At 65.7% G+C, this 22435-nt stretch carries 21 protein-coding genes; 9 read left to right on the forward strand and 12 right to left on the reverse strand.

Annotation, left to right across the window (positions count from 1 at the left end; genetic code table 11):
• Window positions 1-85: 85 nt before the first annotated feature.
• From FHW94_RS06070 to FHW94_RS06105, 8 genes are all read right to left on the reverse strand, one after another.
• Window positions 86-295 (reverse strand): hypothetical protein, encoded by a 210-nt coding sequence (locus FHW94_RS06070; RefSeq protein WP_168554793.1) that lies wholly within the window; start codon window positions 293-295, stop codon window positions 86-88.
• Between the two features lie 70 nt (window positions 296-365).
• Window positions 366-572: a cold-shock protein gene (locus tag FHW94_RS06075; protein ID WP_168554794.1), complete on the reverse strand. Its 207-nt coding sequence runs from the start codon at window positions 570-572 to the stop codon at window positions 366-368.
• 322 nt (window positions 573-894) lie between these two features.
• The gene (locus tag FHW94_RS06080) at window positions 895-1638 is read right to left on the reverse strand and encodes an energy transducer TonB (protein WP_168554795.1); all 744 of its coding nucleotides are present in this window, start codon (window positions 1636-1638) and stop codon (window positions 895-897) included.
• A 32-nt stretch (window positions 1639-1670) separates the two neighbouring features.
• Window positions 1671-1967, reverse strand: coding sequence for a hypothetical protein (locus FHW94_RS06085; RefSeq protein ID WP_168554796.1), 297 nt, complete (start codon window positions 1965-1967; stop codon window positions 1671-1673).
• Between the two features lie 199 nt (window positions 1968-2166).
• Window positions 2167-2781 (reverse strand): outer membrane beta-barrel protein, encoded by a 615-nt coding sequence (locus tag FHW94_RS06090; RefSeq protein ID WP_168554797.1) that lies wholly within the window; start codon window positions 2779-2781, stop codon window positions 2167-2169.
• A 177-nt stretch (window positions 2782-2958) separates the two neighbouring features.
• Window positions 2959-4443, reverse strand: coding sequence for an alpha-amylase (gene amyA / locus FHW94_RS06095; protein ID WP_168554798.1), 1485 nt, complete (start codon window positions 4441-4443; stop codon window positions 2959-2961).
• A 145-nt stretch (window positions 4444-4588) separates the two neighbouring features.
• Window positions 4589-5647: a glycosyltransferase family 1 protein gene (locus FHW94_RS06100; RefSeq protein WP_168554799.1), complete on the reverse strand. Its 1059-nt coding sequence runs from the start codon at window positions 5645-5647 to the stop codon at window positions 4589-4591.
• Entirely contained in the window at window positions 5647-6552 is a 906-nt protein-coding gene (locus FHW94_RS06105; RefSeq protein WP_246865900.1) for a UDP-2,3-diacylglucosamine diphosphatase, read from the reverse strand. Before FHW94_RS06105 ends, FHW94_RS06100 begins: the two co-directional genes overlap by 1 nt.
• A 145-nt stretch (window positions 6553-6697) precedes the next feature.
• Here FHW94_RS06105 and recN point away from each other — a divergent pair, with 145 nt between their 5' ends.
• From recN to FHW94_RS06125, 4 genes are read left to right on the forward strand one after another with little or no spacing between them, the layout of a single operon-like run.
• Window positions 6698-8362, forward strand: coding sequence for a DNA repair protein RecN (gene recN, locus FHW94_RS06110; RefSeq protein ID WP_168554800.1), 1665 nt, complete (start codon window positions 6698-6700; stop codon window positions 8360-8362).
• Entirely contained in the window at window positions 8359-9063 is a 705-nt protein-coding gene (locus tag FHW94_RS06115) for a GNAT family N-acetyltransferase (RefSeq protein WP_168554801.1), read from the forward strand. The genes recN and FHW94_RS06115 overlap by 4 nt, the downstream gene beginning before the upstream one ends.
• Window positions 9063-11141: an NAD-dependent DNA ligase LigA gene (ligA, locus tag FHW94_RS06120; protein ID WP_168554802.1), complete on the forward strand. Its 2079-nt coding sequence runs from the start codon at window positions 9063-9065 to the stop codon at window positions 11139-11141. The genes FHW94_RS06115 and ligA overlap by 1 nt, the downstream gene beginning before the upstream one ends.
• Before the next feature lie 5 nt (window positions 11142-11146).
• Window positions 11147-11773, forward strand: coding sequence for a LysE family translocator (locus FHW94_RS06125; protein WP_168554803.1), 627 nt, complete (start codon window positions 11147-11149; stop codon window positions 11771-11773).
• A gap of 88 nt (window positions 11774-11861) precedes the next feature.
• Here the strand turns inward: FHW94_RS06125 and FHW94_RS06130 are convergent, their stop codons facing one another.
• Together FHW94_RS06130 and bla are read right to left on the reverse strand one after the other, a co-directional pair.
• The gene (locus FHW94_RS06130; RefSeq protein ID WP_168554804.1) at window positions 11862-12818 is read right to left on the reverse strand and encodes a 50S ribosomal protein L11 methyltransferase; all 957 of its coding nucleotides are present in this window, start codon (window positions 12816-12818) and stop codon (window positions 11862-11864) included.
• Entirely contained in the window at window positions 12815-13759 is a 945-nt protein-coding gene (bla, locus tag FHW94_RS06135) for a subclass B3 metallo-beta-lactamase (protein WP_168554805.1), read from the reverse strand. Before bla ends, FHW94_RS06130 begins: the two co-directional genes overlap by 4 nt.
• Window positions 13760-13914: 155 nt before the next feature.
• On the opposite strand from bla, the gene sdhC reads away from it, so the two are divergent.
• The 4 genes from sdhC to FHW94_RS06155 all read left to right on the forward strand — a co-directional run bounded on the left by sdhC (window position 13915) and on the right by FHW94_RS06155 (window position 18934).
• The gene (gene sdhC, locus FHW94_RS06140; protein ID WP_168554806.1) at window positions 13915-14340 is read left to right on the forward strand and encodes a succinate dehydrogenase, cytochrome b556 subunit; all 426 of its coding nucleotides are present in this window, start codon (window positions 13915-13917) and stop codon (window positions 14338-14340) included.
• Window positions 14341-14376: 36 nt separating this feature from the next.
• The gene (gene sdhD / locus FHW94_RS06145; protein ID WP_168554807.1) at window positions 14377-14760 is read left to right on the forward strand and encodes a succinate dehydrogenase, hydrophobic membrane anchor protein; all 384 of its coding nucleotides are present in this window, start codon (window positions 14377-14379) and stop codon (window positions 14758-14760) included.
• A 3-nt stretch (window positions 14761-14763) separates the two neighbouring features.
• Window positions 14764-16569 carry a succinate dehydrogenase flavoprotein subunit gene (sdhA, locus tag FHW94_RS06150; RefSeq protein ID WP_168554808.1) on the forward strand — a complete coding sequence of 602 codons (1806 nt, stop codon included), beginning with the start codon at window positions 14764-14766 and terminating at the stop codon, window positions 16567-16569.
• 148 nt (window positions 16570-16717) lie between these two features.
• Window positions 16718-18934 (forward strand): calcium-binding protein, encoded by a 2217-nt coding sequence (locus FHW94_RS06155; RefSeq protein WP_168554809.1) that lies wholly within the window; start codon window positions 16718-16720, stop codon window positions 18932-18934.
• 44 nt (window positions 18935-18978) lie between these two features.
• Here FHW94_RS06155 and FHW94_RS06160 read toward each other — a convergent pair whose 3' ends face one another.
• Entirely contained in the window at window positions 18979-19584 is a 606-nt protein-coding gene (locus tag FHW94_RS06160; RefSeq protein ID WP_168554810.1) for a hypothetical protein, read from the reverse strand.
• Window positions 19585-19660: 76 nt separating this feature from the next.
• Complete coding sequence (locus tag FHW94_RS06165; RefSeq protein WP_168554811.1) at window positions 19661-20569, reverse strand: neutral zinc metallopeptidase; 909 nt, start codon at window positions 20567-20569, stop codon at window positions 19661-19663.
• 196 nt (window positions 20570-20765) lie between these two features.
• Here FHW94_RS06165 and FHW94_RS06170 point away from each other — a divergent pair, with 196 nt between their 5' ends.
• Window positions 20766-22373, forward strand: coding sequence for a M28 family peptidase (locus FHW94_RS06170; protein ID WP_210425460.1), 1608 nt, complete (start codon window positions 20766-20768; stop codon window positions 22371-22373).
• The last annotated feature ends 62 nt before the right edge of the window (window positions 22374-22435 follow it).

Genomic DNA, 22435 nt, shown 5'->3' on the forward strand with positions numbered 1-22435 from the left:
AATCGAAACGATCGGGTTTGCCAAGCGGTTCGTCACACGTTGGCCGTGGATGTGCGCAACCGCGTTCGCGCGGATGCGGTATCGGTTATTTCGACGCGTATTCGCCCGGCTGCGCGTTGAAGTTTTCCCGCGCAAACAGGCGAGCCTTCGCCATGGTCTGGAACACTTCGTCCTGAAGCGACGCCGTGACCACGGGGTAGCCCTGCGAATTGTAGCGCGTGGTGCGCACGGTCAGCCGGAAATGGCCCTCGTCATCCTTGTTGATCAGGAACGGGCGATTTTTCGGATCAGTCATGTCTAGGCTCCAGCTTGTTCAACGCGAGGGTGGGGCGATGCGACCGGTTGGGCGCACCGCCTCGCATCCATCACGCCGGCTGAAGGTTCACGGCCGAGGTCTTGCCGCGCTGGTCGGTTTCCAGGTCATAGGAAACGGCCTGGTCCTTTTCGAGGGTCTGCATCCCGGCGCGTTCGACGGCCGAGATATGCACGAACGCATCGTTACCGCCGCCATTGGGCGCGATGAAGCCGTAACCCTTGTCGACGTTGAAGAATTTCACGGTTCCGGTGGTCATATGGATAGTCCTTTATCCCAAGTATGACGGGCATGCGCCAAAAGCAGCGCATCCCGGCTTCGATAGTGCTAGAAAAGGATAAAGGGGTGGGCATAAAGCTGCCGATTATCCGTCGCATGCGACGTAAGCAGAACTCTAATAACACGTTGTGGAAAAATTGAAAGACAATTCTGGTTCCAGCCCATGGGATCCAGATTTTTCGGGCCAATTTATCGATTTTATGCACAACGATTTTACCGGGATTGCCGGGGAATTTCGGGCCTGCGCCAAAAATATTTCCAACTTCAAATTTCCGATGGCGGCTGGGCCAAGCCGATCGGCGCTATGGCGCGTCAGAGAGGATGCCCATCGTCCATTCCTGGTCGTAATCCACTTCGCCTGCGACCGCGCGGCCCGATGCGTCGCGCGCCGGGCGGAAGCGGAAGCGCTTCATCGCCAGGTCGCATGTGGTGGCGTCCAGCGCCGGGTTGCGGCTGGATTGGGTGACGCGGCAAGCGCTGGGGCGGCCTTGTGCCGTCACGGAAATGGTAACCGAGGTGGTGCCCTGGGCCTGGGCGGCGCGCGCGGCCGGCGGGTAATCGGACGATTTGATCTTGCCGCCGGTCCATTCGGGATCGCTACCGCCGTCGCCATCACCGGTGCCGCTGGTGCCCGAACCCGTGCCATTGCCCTGGCCGCCCGCCCCATTGCCCGGTCCGGGTACGAGCGCGGCGCCGCTATGGGGCGCGAGCCCCAGGGCAACTTGCGGCGCGACGGGAATGGGCGGCGGCTTGGCCCAAGGCGTGACCGCAGCAAAAACTGGAGCGGCCTGGGCGCGCAGGGCGGCGGGTGCGGCCTTGCCGGTGGCGTGTGGGTGGTGCGGCTGCGGTGGCGGCGGTTTGCTGGCGATGGGCGCTGGCGGGTGCGACAGTGTTATCGCGGTAATTCCGTTGCGCATGGCCTCGCCCGCGCCGTGGGGCGGGGCGAGGCCAAACAGCAAGAGCAAGGCCAGGAGGATCTCCAGGCCTGCCGCAACGCTGGCAGCCGCAATGCGGTTGCCGCGCGCCTTTGCAGACAGGCCTGCCATCGGCAATGTCGCAAAGACGACGGCAGCCGGCCTTAGCGGCAGCGCTTCTTGGCGGTCATCGTGCGATCGATGGCCCGGCCACCCAACGCGCCGCCCACGGCACCGGCCGCGATGCCCACGGGGCCGCCGATCAAGGCATGGCCGAGCAGCGCGCCGCCCGCACCGCCAGCAATCAGGCCGGTCGTGCCGCTGGAATGGCGGCACCAGCGGTAGTGCGCGCGCGAATGATAATGATGGCGCGCAAAAGCCGGTGCAGTATCGAGCGCGCTGAGGCTGAGCGCGGCGACGAGCGCGGGCGCAAAGGCAATCTTGGTGGAAAATCGGCGCATGATGGTGTCCTTCCGGTGGTTACAATCCAGCAACAATGCCTGCGCAACGACCGAACCGCCGGTTGGTTCACGCGCGCAACGACGAAATATTCCGAGCGTAAGCCAAGGCGAAGGAACATATTGGTTTAAGGACAGAAAATGCAAAGCGGGGTGGCCGCGTTGCCGCGCCACCCCGCAGATCGTGCCGCGTTGGCTGCGCTTACTTGAAGCGCACGCCCACGCCAGCCATCACGCGCTGGCGCGACGAATGGCCATGATAGTTGGAATAGACGTACTGCACGTTCATGTAGAGCGGGCTGTGCGTGGGCGAAAATTCCATGCCGCCACCCACTTGGTAGCCATCGGAGCGATAGTGATCGTAGACCAGCTGCGTGCCCGAAGGATCGTCGATCCGCTTGCGCTGTTCGCCGTTCACATAGCCGGCCTTGCCGAAGAACAGCACGCCCGACGAAGTGATATAGCCGGCGCGCATGGCGGCGCCCCATTCCTCGAACGACTTGTGGCAGATGCTGTTGCCATCGGCGAGGCCGGTGCAGTTTTCGTTCCAGTTGTTGGCGCGCCAGTAGCTGCCCTCGGCGCCGACCAGGATGTGCTGGCCATAGGTGCCGTCGAAACCGACCGTGGCGCCATAGCCGAACTTGTCGTTATGGTTACCTTCCGACTGGAAACGGTCCCCGCCCACGTTTCCTTCGACACGAATGCCACGGAATGTCGTCCCGTTGGAAGGCGCTGCGGTATCGTCCTGGGCGAAAGCGGGCTGGGCGAGCAGACCGGCTGCGGCGATAGCGATTGCGGTAAGTGATTTGATAGTCATGATATTCCCCATGATGCTGTCCCACCTGCTGAACATCGCTGGGAAAATGAGGTTCCAAATCGTGCCGCTGCCAGAAACTTCCGCCGCCAGCGTGTTGCAGATTGGCAACAATTGGCGGCGGGCAGTCCCTTGCCAATTGCGATTAGCCGATTTGGAACATTCGGTAACAATTCCGCGTCACAGTGCGGCCTTGTTGACCCACACGCTGACGCTGCCACCCTCGCAACGCACCTCGAGCCGCCCGGCCTCGTCTGCCACGCATTCGCCATCACAGTGGCCGAGCCAATCGACGAAGGTGGCGCCGGCGTGGTCGGGGCCGAGTTCGGCCGAGAGCGAGGCCGGCTCGCCGTTGCTCAGGATCGTCACGCAGCCCGGTGCCTCGGCCGTGCCATGGCGGATGAAGCCGATGCAGGTGGCGCTGGCGAACAAGTCGGTCTGCGGTCCGTGGGCAAACCGCTGGCGCGCCTGCGTCAGCTTGGCAAGGCACGCCACGGGGGCCAGCGTGATGTCGTGCGTCTGCCCGTCGTTGCCCGTATCGGCATAGCTCGCGCCGTAGAGATCGGGGTGGAACAGGCAGGGCACGCCGCCCTCGCGCAGCAGGATCAGCGCATAGGCGAGCGGCTTGAACCAGTCTTCCACCGGCGCTTCGAGCGCCTGGAGCGGCTGGGTATCGTGGTTGGCCACCAGGGTAACGGCATGGTCGGGCTGGCTTTGCACCAGCGTGCCATCAAAGATCGTGCGCAAGTCGTAATCGGCGCCTGCGCGCGCGGCATCGTGGAAACGGTGGACGAGCGCGGCGTCGAACAGCGAAAGCTGGTGATCGGTGCGTTCCAGATAGGTGGCCAGCGCATCGCGATCCGGGTGCCAGTATTCGGCCACCACGAACAGATCGGGGCTGATGCTGTCGCGGCAGTGGCCCACCCAATCGCGGAAGAACCAGGCGGGAATGTGCTTGGCCGCGTCCAGGCGAAAGCCGTCGACCGGCATCTGCTCGGCCAGCCAGCGGCCCCAGAACTTCAATTCCTCGTAGACGGCACGGTTGCGGAACTCCACGTCGGCGCCCATCAGGAAATCGAAGTTGCCGAGTTCGTCGTCGACTTCCTCGTTCCATTCGCCGTCGCCATACTGGTTGACGAGGCGGAACACGCCGTCTTCTTCCGGGTCTTCGATGCGATCCACGCCCGAAAAGCACTTGTGGTCCCATACAAAGCGCGAATGCGCGCCGGCGCGGCCGGGGAACGTAAAGCGGGTATGGGTGGTGGCATCGAAGGCTTCGTCCTCGATCTCGGTGCGGTTCTCCGGATTGGCGCGGCGCACTTGCACCCGCTCTGTCTCGTCCGCGCCCATCTTGTGATCGAACACCACATCGTGGATCACGCGCAGGCCATGGTCGCGCAGCGCGGCGCAGGCCGTCTCCAGCGCGGCGCGCGTGCCATACTTGGTGGGGACGGTGCCTTTCTGGTCGAACTCGCCCAGGTCGAACAAGTCGTAGGTGTCATAGCCGACCGACATCGCGCCGCTGGCGCCTTTGGTGGCGGGCGGCAGCCACACGTCGGTCACGCCCATTTCCGCCAGGCCCAGTGCGGCGGCGGCGGTGTCGTCCCACAAGCGGCCCTCGGGCAGGTACCAATGGAAGAACTGGATCAGAGTGCGCTGCGACATGGAAGGCTCCGTGCGGTGGGGGCGTTCCGGGCAAATGCGTCAGGCCGCAATTGGTTGCAGTGCACCATGGGGCGGGACGGCCCCTTCGTCGGGCCTGCCGCCCACCGCCTCCCCATCGCTTTGCGACAGGGAGGATCTTGCGCCGTCAGGCGGCCTGGGCGATCTGTTCCACGGCCGTGGCGAGCGCCGCTTCGAACTGGTCGGTGGCCGCTTCCCAGGAATAGCTGGCGCCATAGGCGGCGGCATCTTCGCGGCGGCAGGCGAGCGCCGTGGCAATCGCTTGCCCCAGGTCTTCATCGCAGGCGCCGATCGGGCGGAGCAGGTTGCCTTGCGCGCCAAGGCCCGCCGCGCCCACCACGTCGAGCGGGCCGGCGACGGGAAAGGCCGCGACGGGAACGCCGCAGGCCATCGCTTCGATCATCACCAGGCCAAAGGTATCGGTGCGGCTGGGGAACACGAAGCAATCGGCGGCGCGATAGGCCTGCGCCAGCGCCGTGCCAGACAGTGCGCCGGTGAAATGCGCGTGGGGATAGCGGGCCTTGAGCATGGCCAGGTCTGGCCCATCACCCACCACAACCTTGCTGCCGGGAACCGCACAATCGAGGAAGGCGCCCAGGTTCTTTTCCACCGCCACCCGGCCGACATAGAGCAGGATCGGGCCGGGAAGCGCCGCGATCTCGGGCAGCGGGCCGTGACCGGGATTAAACAGATCGGCGTCGATCCCGCGCGACCATAGCCGGGTCTGGTGAATGCCGTGCCCGGCCAGTTCGCGTGCCAGGCTGGGAGTGGAAACCAGCACGGCGGCGCTTTGCGCGTGAAAGCGGCGCATCACCGGCCAGAACACATCGGGGCTCAGGCCCGTGCGCATGGCGGCATAATCGGGAAAGCGGGTGTGGAACGCGCTGGTGAACGGCACGCCAGAGGCCTTGCACCAGCTGCGTGCGGCCCAGCCGATCGGGCCTTCAGTGGCGATATGGACGATATCGGGGGCAAAATCGCGCAGGGTGCGCCGCGTGCCGAACCGCGGCGCCATGGCCAGGCGAATTTCACCATAACCGGGCAGGGCGCATGTGCGGAACTGCTGGGGTGTGAGCAATTCCACCACATGCCCCCGCGCGCGCAGATGGCCTACGGTGGTGGTGAGCGTGCGCACCACGCCGTTGACCTGCGGGGTCCAGGCGTCCGTCGCCAGGGCAATGCGCATCAGACGGTTTCCGTTTCGGCCGGGCTGGGCAGTTCGAGCGTGGTTGCCGGGGTGAACGGCGCCTGCTTGCGCAGTTCCTCGGCCCAGTCGACGATGCTCATGGCGCCGGTGAAATCTTCCACCAGCGCGGTGCAGCTTTCCACCCAGTCACCATCGTTGTAATAGGTGACATCGCCGATCTGGCGGATTTCGGCGCAGTGGATGTGGCCGCAGACCACCCCGTCCACGCCCATGTCGCGCGCGGCGTGGGCCACGGCTTCTTCAAAGTCGCAAATGAATTGCACGGCGTTCTTCACGCGCTTTTTCATGTAGGCCGAGAGCGACCAGTAGGGCAGCTTGAACTGTCGGCGCACCAGGTTGACCCAGCGGTTGGCGCGCAGCAGCACGGCATAGGCCGCATCGCCCAGGAACGCGAGCCAGCGGGCATAGAGCACCACGCCATCGAACCCGTCGCCATGCGTGACCAGCAGGCGGCGCCCATCGGCCGTGCGATGGATGGTATCGAGCGCAAGTTCCACGCCGCCGAAGGTCATGCCGGCATAGGGGCGCAGCATCTCGTCATGGTTGCCGGCGATGAGCACCACGCGCGTGCCGCGGTGGGCCATCTTGAGCACGCGGCGCACCACTTCGTTGTGGGCATCGGGCCAGTACCACCCGCGCGACAGGCGCCAGCCATCGACGATATCGCCCACAAGATAGAGCGTTTCGCATTCGATCGCCGAGAGGAAATCGAGCAGCATGTCGGCGTTGCAACCGCGCGTGCCGAGGTGGAGATCGGAAATCCACACGGTGCGCACGCGCCGCTTGGGCCGGAAGCCCCGCGGTTCGGGCTTGTCCAGCCAATCGGGGGCGCCCTTGATCCATTCGCCAAGAGGGGCAAAGCTACGGTCGGTTGGGCGATCCATGACCCATTCCCTTCATATGCTGCCGTTGTCTTGCGAATCCAATACGGCCGTCACATTGCGGCGAGGCGACACCGTGTCACCGATGTGAAACAAGACGGGAACGCAAGGGCGTGACGAGGGCGTTGCAACACGCTAGGAACAAGGGATGCTGACCGGGCTTTCCATCCGCAATGTCGTCCTGATCGAGGCACTGGACCTCGCGTTTCCGGGCGGTTTGGGCGTTTTGACCGGGGAAACCGGCGCCGGTAAATCGATCCTGCTGGATTCGCTGGGCCTGGTTCTGGGTGATCGCGCCGATAGTGGGCTGGTCCGCGCCGGAGAAGACGTGGCGAGCGTGACGGCCACGTTCGAATTTGCCCAGCGCCCCGGTGAGGTGGAAGCCGTGCTGGCCGAGGCCGCGATCGATTGGGAGCCGGGCGAGCCGCTGCTGCTGCGCCGCCGCCTGCGCGCCGATGGCGGCAGCCGTGCCTATGTCAACGATCAACCCGTGGGCGTGGCGCTGCTGCGCGAACTGGCGCGGTTCCTGGTGGAACTGCACGGGCAGCATGACGATCGCGGCCTGGTCAATGCGCGCGGGCACCGCATGCTGCTCGATCGCTATGCCCGGGCCGATAACGCGGCGGTGGCGCGGGCGTGGGACACCTGGCGCGCGGCCGAGCAGGCCTTGGCCCAGGCCCGCGCGCAACTCGCCAGCGCGGCGGCCGAGCAGGACCTGATCGAGGCGCACCTGGCCGAGCTTGATGCCTTGAAGCCGGTGGCGGGCGAAGAGGAGGAACTCGCCCTGCAACGCGCGACGATGCAGAAGGGCGAGAAGCTTTCGGGCGATCTCAACGAATTGCAGCACTTGTGGCAGGGCTCTGACGCGCCGCTGGTGCAACTGCGCAGCGCAGCGCGGCGGCTCGACCGCATCGCCGGCGAGCATCCCCTGCTGGCCGAAGCGCTCGAAGCGCTGGACCGCGCGGTGATCGAGGCGGGGGAGGCGGAAGACAAGCTGGCCGCCGCCGCCGAAGCGCTGGCCCACGATCCTGGCCTGCTCGACCGCATCGAGACGCGGCTGTTCGATCTTCGCGCCGCCGCGCGCAAGCACGGCTGCACGGTAGACGATCTGCCGACGCGGCGGGAGGCCTTGCAGGCCGCGCTGCAATCGATCGAAGGCGGCGAAGCGCAGATTGCCGGCCTGGCGCGCGCGGCGATGGATGCCGGCCTCGATTATCGCGCCAAGGCAGAGGCGCTTTCGGTGCAGCGGGCCGAAGCGGCGCGCAAGCTGGACAAGGCGGTGGCCGCCGAACTGGCGCCGCTACGCCTCGACGCGGCGCGGTTCCACACCGCCGTGGTGCGCCTGCCCGAAGACCGCTGGAGCGCGCAAGGCATGGACGGGGTGGAATTCCTCATTTCCACCAACCCCGGCAGCGATTTTGCCCCGCTGGGCAAGATCGCCTCCGGCGGGGAGCTTTCGCGTTTTATCCTGGCGCTGAAAGTGGCGCTGGCCGAAGAAGGCGGGGCGGCGACCGTGATCTTTGATGAAATCGACCGGGGCGTGGGCGGTGCGGTGGCCAGCGCCATCGGCGAGCGGCTGGCCCGGCTGGCGCGCGGCGGGCAATTGCTGGCCGTGACGCACAGTCCGCAAGTGGCTGCACGCGGCAATGCGCATTACCTGATCGCCAAGACCAGCGAAGGCACCGTTACCCGCACTTCGGTGAGCAAGCTGGACGCGGCGGGCCGCAAGGAAGAAATCGCGCGGATGCTGTCGGGCGCGGAAGTGACCAAGGAAGCGCGCGCCCAGGCAAGGCGGCTGCTGGAACAGGCATGAGCGCCGGGTTCGTGCCGCTCGATCGGCCCGTGTGGCATGCCCTGAACGGCCCGCAGCGGGCACTGTCCCGCTGGACGGGCGCGGAGGCGGCGTGTCGGATCGATCCGGGCTATGGTCCGTTTGCCGCTGCTGCGCCGGGAGCGGAGGAGCATCTGGCCAAGTTGTTGGCAGCGCCCGACGATGAACTGTGGACGGTGGAGCCGCAGGCCGTGGTGGCGCCATCCGGCCTGGCCGTGCGCCGCGTGGCGCCGCTGGTGCAGATGGTGGCCGATGCCCGCCTTCCCGTGCCCGAACGGATCGACGCGCCGGACATTGTGCCGCTGGGGGAGGTGGACGTGCCGGCCATGACCGCGCTTGCCCTTGCAACCAAGCCCGGGCCGTGGGGCCCTGACACCTGGCGCTATGGCCAGTTCTACGGCATTTTCCTGGATGGGCGCCTGGCGGCGATGGCCGGCGAGCGGATGCGCCCGGCGCCCGGTTTTGCCGAAGTGAGCGGTGTTGCCACCTGGCCCGAGTTTCGCGGCCGGGGCCTCGCCGCGCGGCTGATCGGCCACGTGCGCGATCGCCTGTTGGAACGGGGGGACAAGCCGTTCCTCCACAGCTATGCCGAGAATGCAGCGGCGATCCGGCTTTACGAAACGCTGGGATTTCGTATCCGCCGCCCTCTGTGTGCAACGGTCTTGGCGAGAGTGTGCGAGTGATGAGCAATCCGGCAGCGATGAACGAGGCGGAAGCCGCCAACGAGCTGATGCGGCTTGCGCGGCAGATTGCCTATCACAACCGGCGCTATCACGCGGAAGATGCGCCGGAAATTTCCGACGCGGAATACGATGCCCTGGTGCGCCGCAACGCCGAACTGGAAGCGGCATTTCCCCATCTGGTGCGCGCGGACAGCCCCTCGCGCGCGGTGGGGCACGAGGTTTCGTCCTCGCCCTTGCGCAAGGTAACGCATGAGGTTCGGATGATGAGCCTCGACAACGCGTTCTCCGACGAGGAGGTGGAGGAATTCGTCGCGCGGGTGCGCCGGTTCCTCGCCCTGCCAAGCGACGCGCCGGTGACGATGACGGCCGAGGACAAGATCGACGGGCTGTCCTGCTCGCTGCGCTATGAACATGGCAAGCTGGTGCGTGCGGCTACCCGTGGCGATGGCCAGGTGGGCGAGGACGTGACGGCCAACGTGGCCCATATCAAGGACATCCCGCAGGAACTTGCCTCGGGTTCGGGCGTGGCGCCGCCTGCCGTGTTCGAGATCCGCGGCGAAGTGTTCATGGCCAAGGCCGATTTCCTGGCGCTCAATGCGGCGCAAGAGGAAAAGGGCGACAAGGTCTTTGCCAATCCGCGCAATGCTGCTGCCGGATCGCTGCGGCAGAAGGACGCGAGCGTGACGGCCAGCCGGCCCTTGCGGTTCTGGGCGCACGGCTGGGGCGCGGCGAGCGAAGTGCCCGCCGCGACGCAGTGGGACATGATGCAGCAGATCGCCGCCTGGGGCGTGCCGGTTTCGCCCTTGCTGACGCGGTGCGAGGATGTGGCGCAAATGGTGGCGCATTATCGCAGCATCCAGGCGCAACGTGCTGATTTACCGTATGATATCGACGGCGTGGTCTACAAGGTCGATAGCCTGGAATGGCAGCGCCGGCTGGGTTTCGTGGCCAAGGCGCCGCGCTGGGGCATGGCGCACAAGTTCCCTGCCGAGCGCGCCGAGACCACCGTGGAGGCGATCGACATCCAGGTGGGCCGCACCGGCAAGCTGACGCCGGTGGGTCGCTTGCGCCCGGTTCTGGTAGGCGGGGTGACCGTTACCAACGTCACGCTTCACAACCGTGATGAGATCGGCCGGCTGGGTGTGCGCGTGGGTGACCGCGTGGTCTTGCAACGCGCTGGTGATGTCATCCCGCAAGTGGTTGAAAACCTGACGCGCGACGACGAGCGCCCGGCCTATGTGTTTCCCGATCACTGCCCGGAGTGCGGCAGCGAGGCGGTGGCCGAGGAAGGCGAAGTGGACGTGCGTTGCACCGGCGGGCTGGTCTGCCCGGCGCAGCGGACCGAGCGCCTCAGGCACTTCGTCAGCCGTGCTGCGCTCGATATCGAAGGCCTGGGCGAAAAGACCATTGCCGAATTCTTTGCGCTGGGCTGGCTGGAAAGCCCGGCCGACATCTTCCGCCTGCGCAAGCGGCGCGACGATATCGTGGGGCGCGAGGGGTGGAAGGACAAGTCGGTCGACAACCTGATCGCCGCGATCGAGGCCAAGCGGCAGCCAGATGCCGCGCGCCTGCTGTTCGGCCTGGGCATCCGCCACGTGGGCGCGGTGACCGCACGCGACCTGATGAAGCGCTTCGTCACGCTGCCCGCCTTGCGCGCCGTGGCGGAAAAAGCCCATGGCGGCGATGAAGACGCCAAGGCCGATCTGCTCGGCATCGATGGCGTTGGCCCGGTTGTGGTCGAAGCGCTGGGCGACTTTTTCCATGAACCGCACAACATCGCGGTGTGGGATGATTTGCTGGGCGAAGTCAGCCCGCCCGATTTCATCGTGGAAACCCGCGCCAGTGCTGTCGCCGGCAAGACCGTGGTGTTCACCGGCAAGCTCGAAACCATGAGCCGCGACGAGGCCAAGGCCCAGGCCGAGGCGCTGGGCGCGCGCGCGGCGGGCAGTGTCTCGCCCAAGACCGACCTGGTCGTGGCCGGGCCGGGCGCGGGCAGCAAGTTGAAAAAGGCCGCCGAATTGGGCATTGAGGTAATCGACGAGGCCGCCTGGGCCGAAATCTTCAAGGCAGCGGGATAAACGGCATGGCATTGCATACCTGGTGGCTGTTCGTGGTCACCGTGTTCTTCATCTCGGTTTCGCCCGGCCCCAACATGCTCCACGTGATGACGCGCAGCGTCACGCTCGGCTTTGGCCATGCGATGTTTGCCATGTGCGGCTGCTTCCTGGCGGTGCTGTGCCTGCTCAGTCTTTCGGCAGCGGGGCTATCGGCGGTGCTGGTGGCGATGCCGCAGCTGTTCACCGCGCTCAAGATCGTGGGTGCGGCCTATCTGCTTTACCTGGGATACAAGGCCTGGACCGCGCAGGAAGCAGCGATCGATGTGGGTGCCGGTGATCCCGTGGCAGCGCCAAGGCCGCTGGCGCTGTTCCGCACCGGCTTCCTGATCGGCATCAGCAACCCCAAGGCGCTGTTGTTCGCCGGGGCGTTCCTGCCGCAGTTCATCGATCCGGCGCGGCCCAAGCCGCTGCAATTTGCCGTCATGGTCGCCACTTTCGGGGTGATCGAGATCACCTCCTACATGTTCTATGCGCTGGGTGGCCGCTCGGTGGCGCGCTGGCTGGAAAAGCCTTCGCCGCGCAAGCTGTTCAACCGCGTGACCGGCGCGATCTTCGTGGCGTTCGGGCTGGCGATGGTGGGAAGCCGGGCTTGATCTTTCTGGGGGTTGGGCCAGGTTTCCGCCAAACCACCCCCCTCTTCTGAAGATGAGGGGGGCGGGCCTTACGCCACGCCCCCGCAAATCACCACTTCTGCGACCATGCCGGCAGCGTGCCGGGCTTGCTGGCGCGGATGCGGGTGGTGGGGCGGCGGCGCAGCCACAGGATAGACCAGTCGCCGCGCACCTGGCGCGCGGCCAGGCGCAGGCCGGCGCGGGCGTAGGCGGCGCGCACCGCGCGTTCCTGCGTGGCGAGCAGGCCGGCGAGCAGGACATGGCCGCCCGGCTTGACCGCCGCAGCGAATTCGGGGGCAAGTTCGATCAACGGCCCAGCCAGGATATTGGCGATCAGCATGTCATAAGGGGCGGAAAGGCGCAGCAGCGGGTGGTCCATGCCCGGCGCAATGACCATGGCCAGCTTGCCCGGCCCATCGCCCAGCGGCACGCCATTGGCATCGGCATTGGTGGCCACGACCGGGCCGCAGACCGCATCGATATCGCTGGCGATGGCGCGTGCGCCGGGCCACAGGTGCAAGCCGGCAAAGGCGAGCAAGCCGGTGCCGGTGCCGATGTCGGCCAGGCTGCGCACCGCCGCGCCGTGGGCCTTCATGTGGGCCAGCATGGCCAGGCAACCGGCCGTGGTGGCGTGCTGCCCCGTACCAAAGGCCTGGCTGGTGGGGATCAGGAAATTGCGGATGCCGGGCTGGTCCACCGCCGGATATTCGGGCGTGTGAACGTGGAACGGCCCTTCGTGGATCGGCTCCACGCCATGCTGGCTGAGCGTGACCCAGTCTTCTTCAGGCAGTTCCTCGATCTGCATCGGCGGCGCGCCATCGGCGAACAGCGCGGCGATTGCGGCGCGTTCCGTTTCGCCCGGCTCATCGGCCAGCCAGGCTTCCAGTTGCCAGTCCTCAGGCTTGTCCTCGGCAATCTCGCTGCCGGCGATAACGATCTCCGGATCCCAGTCGAACACGTCTTCATGGGCGATCAGCGCGGCCTGGACCACGGCGCGCGGGGCAAGGATAGTGATTTTCCAGCTCATGGCGTGGGTCTTTGTGGGCTGGCGGCTTCCTTGGCAAGGGTCTCGTCCAGCTTTGCCCGGCCACGCGCGGCATAGGCGCGGCAGGCACCGGGCGCTGGCCGCGGCGCGCCGGCGGCAAGGCGGTCGAACAGGTCGCTGGCGCCAGGGTGAGGGGTGATCAGCAAAGTGCAGGGCAGGCGCGCGATCCGGGCGAGCGAGGCGCGAAACGCCGCGACATAAGCCGGATGATCGGCAAAGCGCCAGCCTGGCGCGGCAAGGGCCGTCACGCTGTCGACATAGGCGATCGCGCGGCAATCGCGGCCGGCGCAACTGGTCCAGGTCCAACTGGTCGAGCCGGGCGCGTGGCCGGGCGTGGCATGGGCCACCAGCCGCAGCGCGCCCGTTGCCAGCACGTCCCCATCGCGCAGCACCCGGTCGACATGAACGCCGGGGAAGGGTTTGAGCCAGGCGGCCTGCGGGTCTTCGGTAGGAACCTTGCCGGTTTCCAGCACGCGGGCGGCTGCCGGCAGGGCGGCAAGGCGTGCGCCCGTCATGCGCTTGAGCGCGGCAAGGCCGCCCGCATGATCGGAATGCTCGTGGCTCAGCACGATCCAGCGAACGTCCGCCAGGCGAAACCCGGCAGCCTCGATATTGTGGGCCACGCTTTGCGCAGCATCGGCCACGCCGGCATCGACGAGCACGTGTCCCTGCGGCGAGGTGATCAGCACGGCGCTGATCCCGCACGTCCCGACATACCAAGTGTTAGCGAAAATCCGTTGCGGCGGAGCGGGATCGGCCCAGCCATCGCGACCGGCACAAGCACTGGCCAGGACCGCGCCCGGCGCCTTGGCCGGGGCTGGCTGGCCAAGGGCGGGCTGGCCCAGAGCGGGTTTGGCGGGGGCGGGCAAAGGCGACAGGACAAGGCCGGCCAGTGCGGCTGCGAAAGGAAGTTTGGCGCGCATGGCCTGTGGTTTGCGCGCGATCCTGCCGCATGACAACATACGAATTCGGCTTCACCCTTTCGCCGGCTTGCACCCCGGGGCTTTTCGACTAATAGCGACTCGTCCTGACCGGAAACCTCATCCCGGTCGCCTTTGCGATAAGAAGGGGAAGTTCCATGGCGCTGGCGCGCAGCAACCGGCCACTTTCGCCGCACCTCCAGATCTGGCGCTGGGGTCCGGCCATGCTGGTCTCCATCCTCCACCGCGTTACCGGCAACGGCCTGGCCTTCGTGGGCCTTTCGCTGCTGCTGTGGTGGCTGGGTTCGATTGCCAGCGGCCCGGAAGCCTATGAAACATTCATCACCTACGTGTGGACCGGCGCCAGCGGCGGCCTTTCCGCCGTGACCGCGATCCTGGGCAAGATCGTGCTGGTGGGCCTGTCCTGGGCGTTCTTCCAGCATGCTGCCACCGGCATCCGCCACCTCGTGCTCGACATCGGCGTTGGCTACGAACTTTCGGTCAATGCCCGTTGGTCGGTCTTCACGTTGATCGCGTCTGTCGGTCTTACGGCTCTGTTCTGGGGCTTCGTGCTGCTGCGCTGAGCGCCGGCACGCCCTTTCCTGATTTTCGGAGGTACCATGGGTAACGGAACTTCGATCGGACGCGTGCGGGGGCTGGGTTCCAGCCACGCCGGCACGCATCACTGGCTGGCCCAGCGGCTGACGGCCGTGGGCAACCTGATCCTCATCCCCTTCCTGGGCGTGAGCCTGGCACTGCTTCCCGCGCACGATTTCGTCACGCTGCATGGCTGGGCGGCCAAGCCGCTCAGCGCCACGATGCTGGTGCTGCTGGTGGTCAACACGCTGTACCACGCGCGCCTGGGCGTGCAGGTCATGCTGGAAGACTATATCCACGAAGAAGGCGGCAAGGTGGCTTCCTGGCTGCTGATCAACTTCGTGCCTGCCGCCGCTGCCGTGTTCGGCATCGTCTCGATCATCCGCATCGCATTGGGGGCCGCGTAAGCCATGTCTGCTGCCTACAAGATCATCGATCATACCTATGACACCGTCGTTGTCGGCGCGGGCGGTTCGGGCCTGCGCGCCACGATGGGCTCGGCCCAGGCCGGCCTGCGCACCGCCTGCATCACCAAGGTGTTCCCCACGCGCTCGCACACCGTTGCGGCGCAGGGCGGGATTGCCGCTTCGCTGCAGAACAACACGCCCGATCACTGGACCTGGCACATGTACGACACCGTCAAGGGGTCTGACTGGCTGGGCGACCAGGACGCCATCGAATACATGGTGCGCGAAGCCCCGGCGGCGGTCTATGAACTCGAGCACGCCGGCGTGCCGTTCAGCCGCAACGCCGATGGCACGATCTATCAGCGTCCGTTCGGCGGCCACATGCAGAACATGGGCGAAGGCCCGCCGGTGCAGCGCACTTGCGCCGCGGCCGACCGCACCGGCCATGCCATGCTTCACGCGCTCTATCAGCAGAGCCTGAAGTATGATGCCGACTTCTTCATCGAATACTTCGCCATCGACCTGATCATGGAAAACGGCGAATGCCGTGGTGTGATCGCGCTGTGCATGGACGACGGTTCGATCCATCGCTTCCGTGGCCATGCCGTGGTGCTGGCGACCGGCGGCTATGGCCGTTGCTATTTCACCGCCACGTCGGCCCATACCTGCACCGGCGACGGTGGCGGCATGGTGCTGCGCGCCGGCCTGCCGCTGCAGGACATGGAATTCGTGCAGTTCCACCCCACCGGCATCTATGGCGCGGGCGTGCTGATCACGGAAGGCGCGCGCGGGGAAGGTGGCTATCTCACCAACTCCGAAGGCGAGCGGTTCATGGAACGCTATGCCCCGTCGGCCAAGGACCTGGCCAGCCGCGACGTGGTGTCGCGCTCGATGGCGCTGGAAATTCGCGAGGGGCGCGGCGTGGGTCCGCACAAGGACCACATCTACCTGCACCTCGACCACATCGACGCCAAGGTGCTGGCCGAGCGTCTGCCGGGGATCACCGAAAGCGGCAAGATCTTTGCCGGCGTTGACCTGACGCGCCAGCCGCTGCCGGTGGTGCCGACCGTGCACTACAACATGGGTGGCATTCCCACCAACTATCACGGCGAAGTGATGACCATCGGGGCCGATGGCAATCCCGAAACCGTGGTGCCGGGCTTGTTCGCCGTGGGCGAAGCGGCCTGCGTTTCGGTGCACGGCGCCAACCGCCTGGGCTCCAACTCGCTGATCGACCTTGTCGTGTTTGGCCGCGCCACGGGCCTGCGCCTCAAGGAACTGATCAAGCCGGGCACGGCGCACCAGTCGCTGCCCAAGGACAGCGCCGACCTGGCACTGTCCCGCCTCGACCACTTCCGTAACGCCAAGGGCGGTTCGCCCACGGCCAAGATCCGCACCGAGATGCAGCGCGCGATGAGCCAGCACGCGGCGGTGTTCCGCACCGACGAGCTGATGGCCGAAGGCAAGCAGAAGCTGGGTGAGATCTATGCCTCGATGCAGGACATCGGCGTTTCGGACCGCTCGCTGATCTGGAACTCGGACCTGGTGGAAACGCTGGAACTCGACAACCTGATCAGCCAGGCTTCGGTCACGATGCATTCGGCATACAACCGCAAGGAAAGCCGCGGCGCCCATGCGCACGAAGACTTCCCCAACCGCGACGACGCCAACTGGATGAAGCACACCGTGGGCTGGTTCGATGGTTGGGGCGGCAAGAGCGGCGACATCAAGCTCGATTACCGTCCCGTGCACGAATATACGCTGACCGACGACGTGCAGTACATCAAGCCGAAGGCGCGCGTGTACTGATCGGTTCGCTCAGCGTTATTTACGGAAAAGCCGGGGTGGCGACACCCCGGCTTTTTTGTCGTCCATTTTGGTGCATACCACTCGACTGTAACATAGCGATACAATATCAACCCTTCCTCGGCGCGAGCCAGGACGAACGGGGATTTCAATGACGTTTTATCGCAATGGCTCGGAAGTGACGCTTCAGCTGTCAGCGCAGCAGCAATACCATGCCTTTGGCAGCTTGCTTGCCGATGGCGACGTGCTGGTTCAGAGCGAAGATCGCACCAACCCCAATTCCGGCAATTATACCTATACGATCTTTGATGGCAGCGGGGCTGCAGAGGGCACCGCGATCACGTTGCATGCCTCCAAAGTCTTTGGCCTCGCCGACGGCAATCTTATTACGGTTGCGGAGCCATCGAGCAATGGCGACAGCATTGTTCTCAATATCGCTGACACCAACGCATCGAATGGCGTGAGCACGGGGACTTATACAATTTCGCCTCGGTTCAGCTCTATCAGCCTTTCGGAAGTATCAGTCGTATCGCTGACTGGCGCGAATGCCGGCAAGATCGCTGTCGTCGACAACGTCGTTTTCAGTTCAGGAGATACGAGGGCCACGTTCCACATCATTGATTTAGCCACTGGCAGCGTCGGCGCAGAGGTATTCGCGTCCTATTCCGGTCGCGACATGCCACCTACTCTGACGGAGTTGGCTGACGGCTCATTACTGACAACCGCTTGGGACAACGGCGTGCGGTCTGGCCAGCATGGCTTTACGATTTCCATTCGGGGTCTGGACGGCGTTGCAGTAGTGGCACCCACGATTCTGCCGCTTGATTACTCGCTAAACCCCTCGGAATTGCAGGTGGCGGCGCTGGCCGATGGTGGCTTCGTGGTCACCTGGTCGGAGAACAAATCGAGCAACGGTTATGCGGGTTTGGGAACGCTTCACGCGCAAGTGTTCGATGCCAAGGGCCTGGCCGCAACTCAGGACATTATCATTAGTCAGGATGGTCCGCGCTTTGTTGGGTCGACAGACGTGGCCGGACTGGCTGATGGCGGGTTCGCCATTGTCTGGGCAAGCAAGAATGCCAGCGTTGGTACCGACGGTTTTAGCGAGATTTCAGTTCGCGCGTTCGATGCAAGTGGGGCTGACACCAGCGCCGAGCAAATCGTCAACACCACGACGGCCGGCGACCAGATGAACGCCCAGGTGATCGGTACACCTGATGGTGGCTTCAAGGTGTTGTGGCAGGACGCGAATTCCAAGCTGCATAGCCAAGAGTTTTATGCCAATGCAGGCCAGACATTCGAAGGCACCAGTGGTGCCGACAAGTTGACCGGAACCGACAAGGACGACTTGTTCCTGGGCCACGGCGGCAACGACACGATCGTCGGCGGCGACGGGATCGATACGGTGAGTTTTGCCGATGCGGTAGGCGGCGTCTATGTCACGCTGGCAACGACGAAGCCGATCGATACGATTTCCGCTGGCACAGTGGTGCTCAAGGAAATCGAAAACGCGATCGGATCCGATTTCAACGACACGATCTATGGCAGCAAGGCGGACAACCGCCTTGAAGGCGCGGGGGGCGACGACACTATCAAGGGCGCGGAAGGTAACGACACCTTGCTGGGTGGCGGTGGCCACGACGTGCTCGATGGTGGCGCCGGCGCGGATCGCCTGGAAGGCGGCGCGGGCAACGACAAGCTCTATGGTGGCGCCGGCAAGGACGTGTTGCTGGGCGGCGATGGCGATGATCTGCTCGATGGCGGGGCCGCTGGGGATAGCATGACCGGGGGCGCTGGTAGCGATACGTATTACGTCGATAGCCCGAACGATCGGGTTCTTGAGAATGCCGGCGATGCCGGCATCGACAAGGTCTATGCCCGGGTCAGCTACACGCTGACCGATGGAGTGGAGCGGCTGACGCTGGTGGAAGGCGCGGGCAACCTGAAGGGCACAGGCAACGCGGCCAACAACGTGATCGTCGGCAACAGCGGCAACAACGTGCTGAGCGGTGGCGGCGGGGTGGACGTCGTCACCGGCGGGGCGGGCAGCGACACGTTTCTGTTCGATCTGCGGCCCGAAGCGGCGAGTCGCATGGCGATCACCGATTTCACCACGGGCGTGGACAAGATCGCTCTTGCCCTGGGCGCGTTCGACGACGGATTTCCCGGCGCCCATGCCGGCGCTGTGCCGGCGGTGGAATTCGGCTATGGCACGCGGGCGGCCAACCCGGTGCAGAGCCTGGTCTATGACCAGGCGACTGGCAACCTATGGTACGACGCCGATGGCAGCGGCAGTGGCAAGGCGATCCGTATCGCCACGCTCAATCACGCGCCCGACTTGCATCTTTCCGACATCATCTTCGTCTGAGCAAAACCCCCGGCGCTGCCAGCGGCAGAGCCGGGGGAACAGGCTCAGCGGTTGCGCTTGTCCTGCTTTTCCTTTTGCTTTGCAGCCTCGGCCGCGGCCGCTTCGCGCGCACGGGTGGCGGCGATGGCCTTGGCGTCCTTGGCCGTGGCAGCACGTGCCGGATAGGGGCAGCCGCGCGACTGGCCCACGCCCTTGAGGAACGACCGACGCGCGGTGCCGGCGAACAGCGCCACCTGCCACTGCCGCTGCGCTTCGTTGGCGCCGGAGATTTCGCGAATGATGCCGCCGAACGGGATCAGCGAGCCGACGATCGACTTGGCTGTGTTGCCCACCATCATGCCGCCCTTGGTATAGTCGGCGATGTCGATATCGTCGCCCAGCACGGCATCAAGCCGGCGGATTTCGCCCGAGATCGCAGAGCAGCCCTTGAGGCCGACCAGCGTATAGGGCGATTGCCGCGCCTTGAGCAGGATCGGCGGGATGTCTTCCTTCTTGAGATTGACGGTTTCGAGCGGCGTGGCGACGACATCGCCGACCTTGGCATCCTTGGGGGCGACAGCGGTCTGGGCCTGGGCGTTGAGCCCGGCGAGGGCGAGCGGGGCCAGCGCGCCGAACAGGGCGGCGCGGGTGGCAAGGCGGTGTGCGAACATAATTGGTAAAACTCCCCGGTTTCCCCGCATTACGCGGCAAGCCGGGCAAGGTTCCTGACAAGGCGTTGCGACCGCCTTACACCGCGCCATCGGTGAAGGTGTTGCACGCCGCCGGGTTGCCGCTGTCCAGGCCCTTGCGCAGCCAGGTCATGCGCTGCGCGGCGGTGCCGTGGGTGAACGCTGCTTCCACCGGCGTGCGCCCGGCGGCCTTCATCAATGTGTCGTCGCCGATCTGGTGCGCGGCACGCAGGCCTTCCTCCACGTCGCCCGGCTCGATCCGCGCGCGATTCTGCGCGGCCCAGACCCCGGCGTAGCAATCGGCCTGAAGCTCAAGCCGCACCGACAGGGGATTGGCGGCGTCGGGATTGGCCCGCTGCGCGCGCGTGACCTTGGCAGAAGTGCCGACCAGGTTCTGGATGTGGTGGCCATATTCGTGCGCCATGACATAGACGCGTGCGAAATCGCCGCCCGCGCCCAGTTTCTTGTCCAGCTCGGTATAGAAATCGGTGTCGATGTAGATGCCCTGGTCACTGGGGCAATAGAACGGGCCCATCGCGCTTTGTGCCGCGCCGCAGCCCGACGAGCCCTGGCTGGAATAGAACACCAGCTTGGGTGCGCGGAACGCGACGTTTTCAGTTGCCAGCAGTGGCTTCCATGTCTTGTTGAGCGAGGACAGGGCGTTGCAGCTTTCATGACTGAACGCGTTGACATCGCAGGCCTGGGCCAGCGTTTCGCCGCCGGGCCGGCCAACCTGTTGCGATGGGGTTTCGCCCACTGGACCTGCCAACTGGCGCGGCAGGCCGCCGAACAGGAACGAGGCACCGACAACCAGCAGGATACCCAGGATGCCGAAACGCGAGCCGATCAGGCTGAAGATCAGGCCGAGCGGGAAACCGCCACCGCCGCCACCGCCCAGGGAAAAGCCGCCGCCCTGGCCGCGCTGGTCTTCCACATCGATATTGTTGTCGTAATCGTCGAGCCGCATGGCGTGCCTGTTTCCGTTGCTGTGCTTGCGTGAGCGTATAGCCGAAATGGCAAGCGCTGGCGTGGCACAATGTTCCGTATGGCGATGCACGAAAAACCGCGCCACATCGGTTCACCGTGCTTTACAGTTTCGGAACTTGCGCGCGTTGGTGGGTTTTGTCAGCAAGAGGACTGCGCTCAAGCGTTTGAGGTTGTCGATGAGTCGTGGCGCATGGGTGTTGCGGGCACTGGCCCTGGTCTTGCTGGCAGCACCGCTGCTGGCAGCGCCCTTGTGCCTGTCTGCCGCCCCGGCGGCCGTGGCCCCCTCGTTGGAACAGCGCCTGCGCGGCCATGTCGAAACATTGGCCAGCCCGGCGTTCGGCGGGCGCCGGCCGGGTACCGACGGGGAGACGCAGACGCTGCGCTACCTGGCGCGGCAATGGTTCGAGATGGGCCTGGAATCGGGCACCAATCTGCCGGGCAATCCGTGGTTTGCCCCGGTGGAACTGGTGGCGCGCGAGCCGGTGCTGTCGCGCGCCACGTTCACGCGCGGGCGGCGGCACTTGCTCGCCGACGAGCGCGACGTCTTCGTGGTGACGTCGGGGGTGCGCAACCTGGTGGAAAGCGCGCCGGTGCTGTTCGTGGGACATGGCACGGTGCCCTCGCGCACCGAGCTGGCCGGCCGGGTTGCCCTGCTGCTCGACAGCAAGAGCCGGCCGACGCGCGCCTTGCGTGGCAGGGACGGCGGCGATGGCGCCGCCGATGGCCATGAAGCGGTTGGCCGGTTGCTCGATGGCGGCGCGATGGCCGTGATCACGGTGCTGGATGGCGCGCGCAGCCTGGATGACGTGGCGATGCGCCGCCGCAAGGCGGGGACGGCGCTGGCGGGCGAGCGGCTGGACAACGAGATCGAGGCGTTCGTCACGCCCGACATGGCCGATCGCCTGCTCGGCGGCACGCCCGCTGCGGCGGGCCAGGCCCTGGCCGCCGCACAGGCAGAGGCCGACCAGCCCGATTTTACCCCGCGCCTGATCGGTGCCACGGCCACGCTGGAGGCGACGAGCAAGGAAACGCGGGTGCGGACCCACAACCTGGTGGGGCGCATTCCGGGCCGTGATCCCGAGGCAGGCGCCGTGCTGCTGGTGGCGCACTGGGACCATTTCGGGGTTTGTGCTGACAATGGCGCGATCTGCCCCGGCGCGGTGGACAATGCCAGCGGCGTTGCCGTGATCACCGAAGTGGCGCGCCAGGTGATGGCCGGGGGCCCGCTGCGCCCCCAAGGTCGTGATATGCCCGAGCGCGACATCTATGTCCTGGCCACCACGGGCGAGGAGATGGGATTGCTGGGTGCGCTGGCCTTTGCCGAAAACCCGCCCTTGCCGTTGGGCCGCATCGTGGCGGCGTTCAATGTGGACAGCACCGGCCTGGTGCCGCCGGGCGGACCGGTGGCGATCGTCGGGCGGGGGATGACGCCGCTGGACGAGGAAGTGGGCCGCGTTCTGGCGCGGATGAAGCGCAAGCTGGTCGATGGCCAGGCGGCCAATGCCTATGTGCGGCGGCAGGACAGCTGGGTGCTGATGCAGCATGACGTGCCGGCAATCATGGTCAGCACCAGCTATGCCGACGAGGCGCGGCTGGGGCGATTCATGGCCGGCGCCTATCACACCCCGGCCGACACGCCCAACCAGGTGAACTATGCCGGCATGGCCGACGATGTGCTGATCACCACCGAACTGGTGCGCGATTTTGCCGACCCGCGACGCTATGCGGGAGCCGGTTCGCCATTGCCCGCCAGCCCCCCGACAAATAGCCGGCGAACCCCCTAGCCAATTGTTCCCGGCTTGATTACATGGGCCGCCACGATTCTACCCGGACAGGAAGTGGCAGC

The organism is Novosphingobium sp. SG720 (genome assembly GCF_012275365.1).
Classification (GTDB): Bacteria; Pseudomonadota; Alphaproteobacteria; order Sphingomonadales; family Sphingomonadaceae; genus Novosphingobium; species Novosphingobium rhizosphaerae.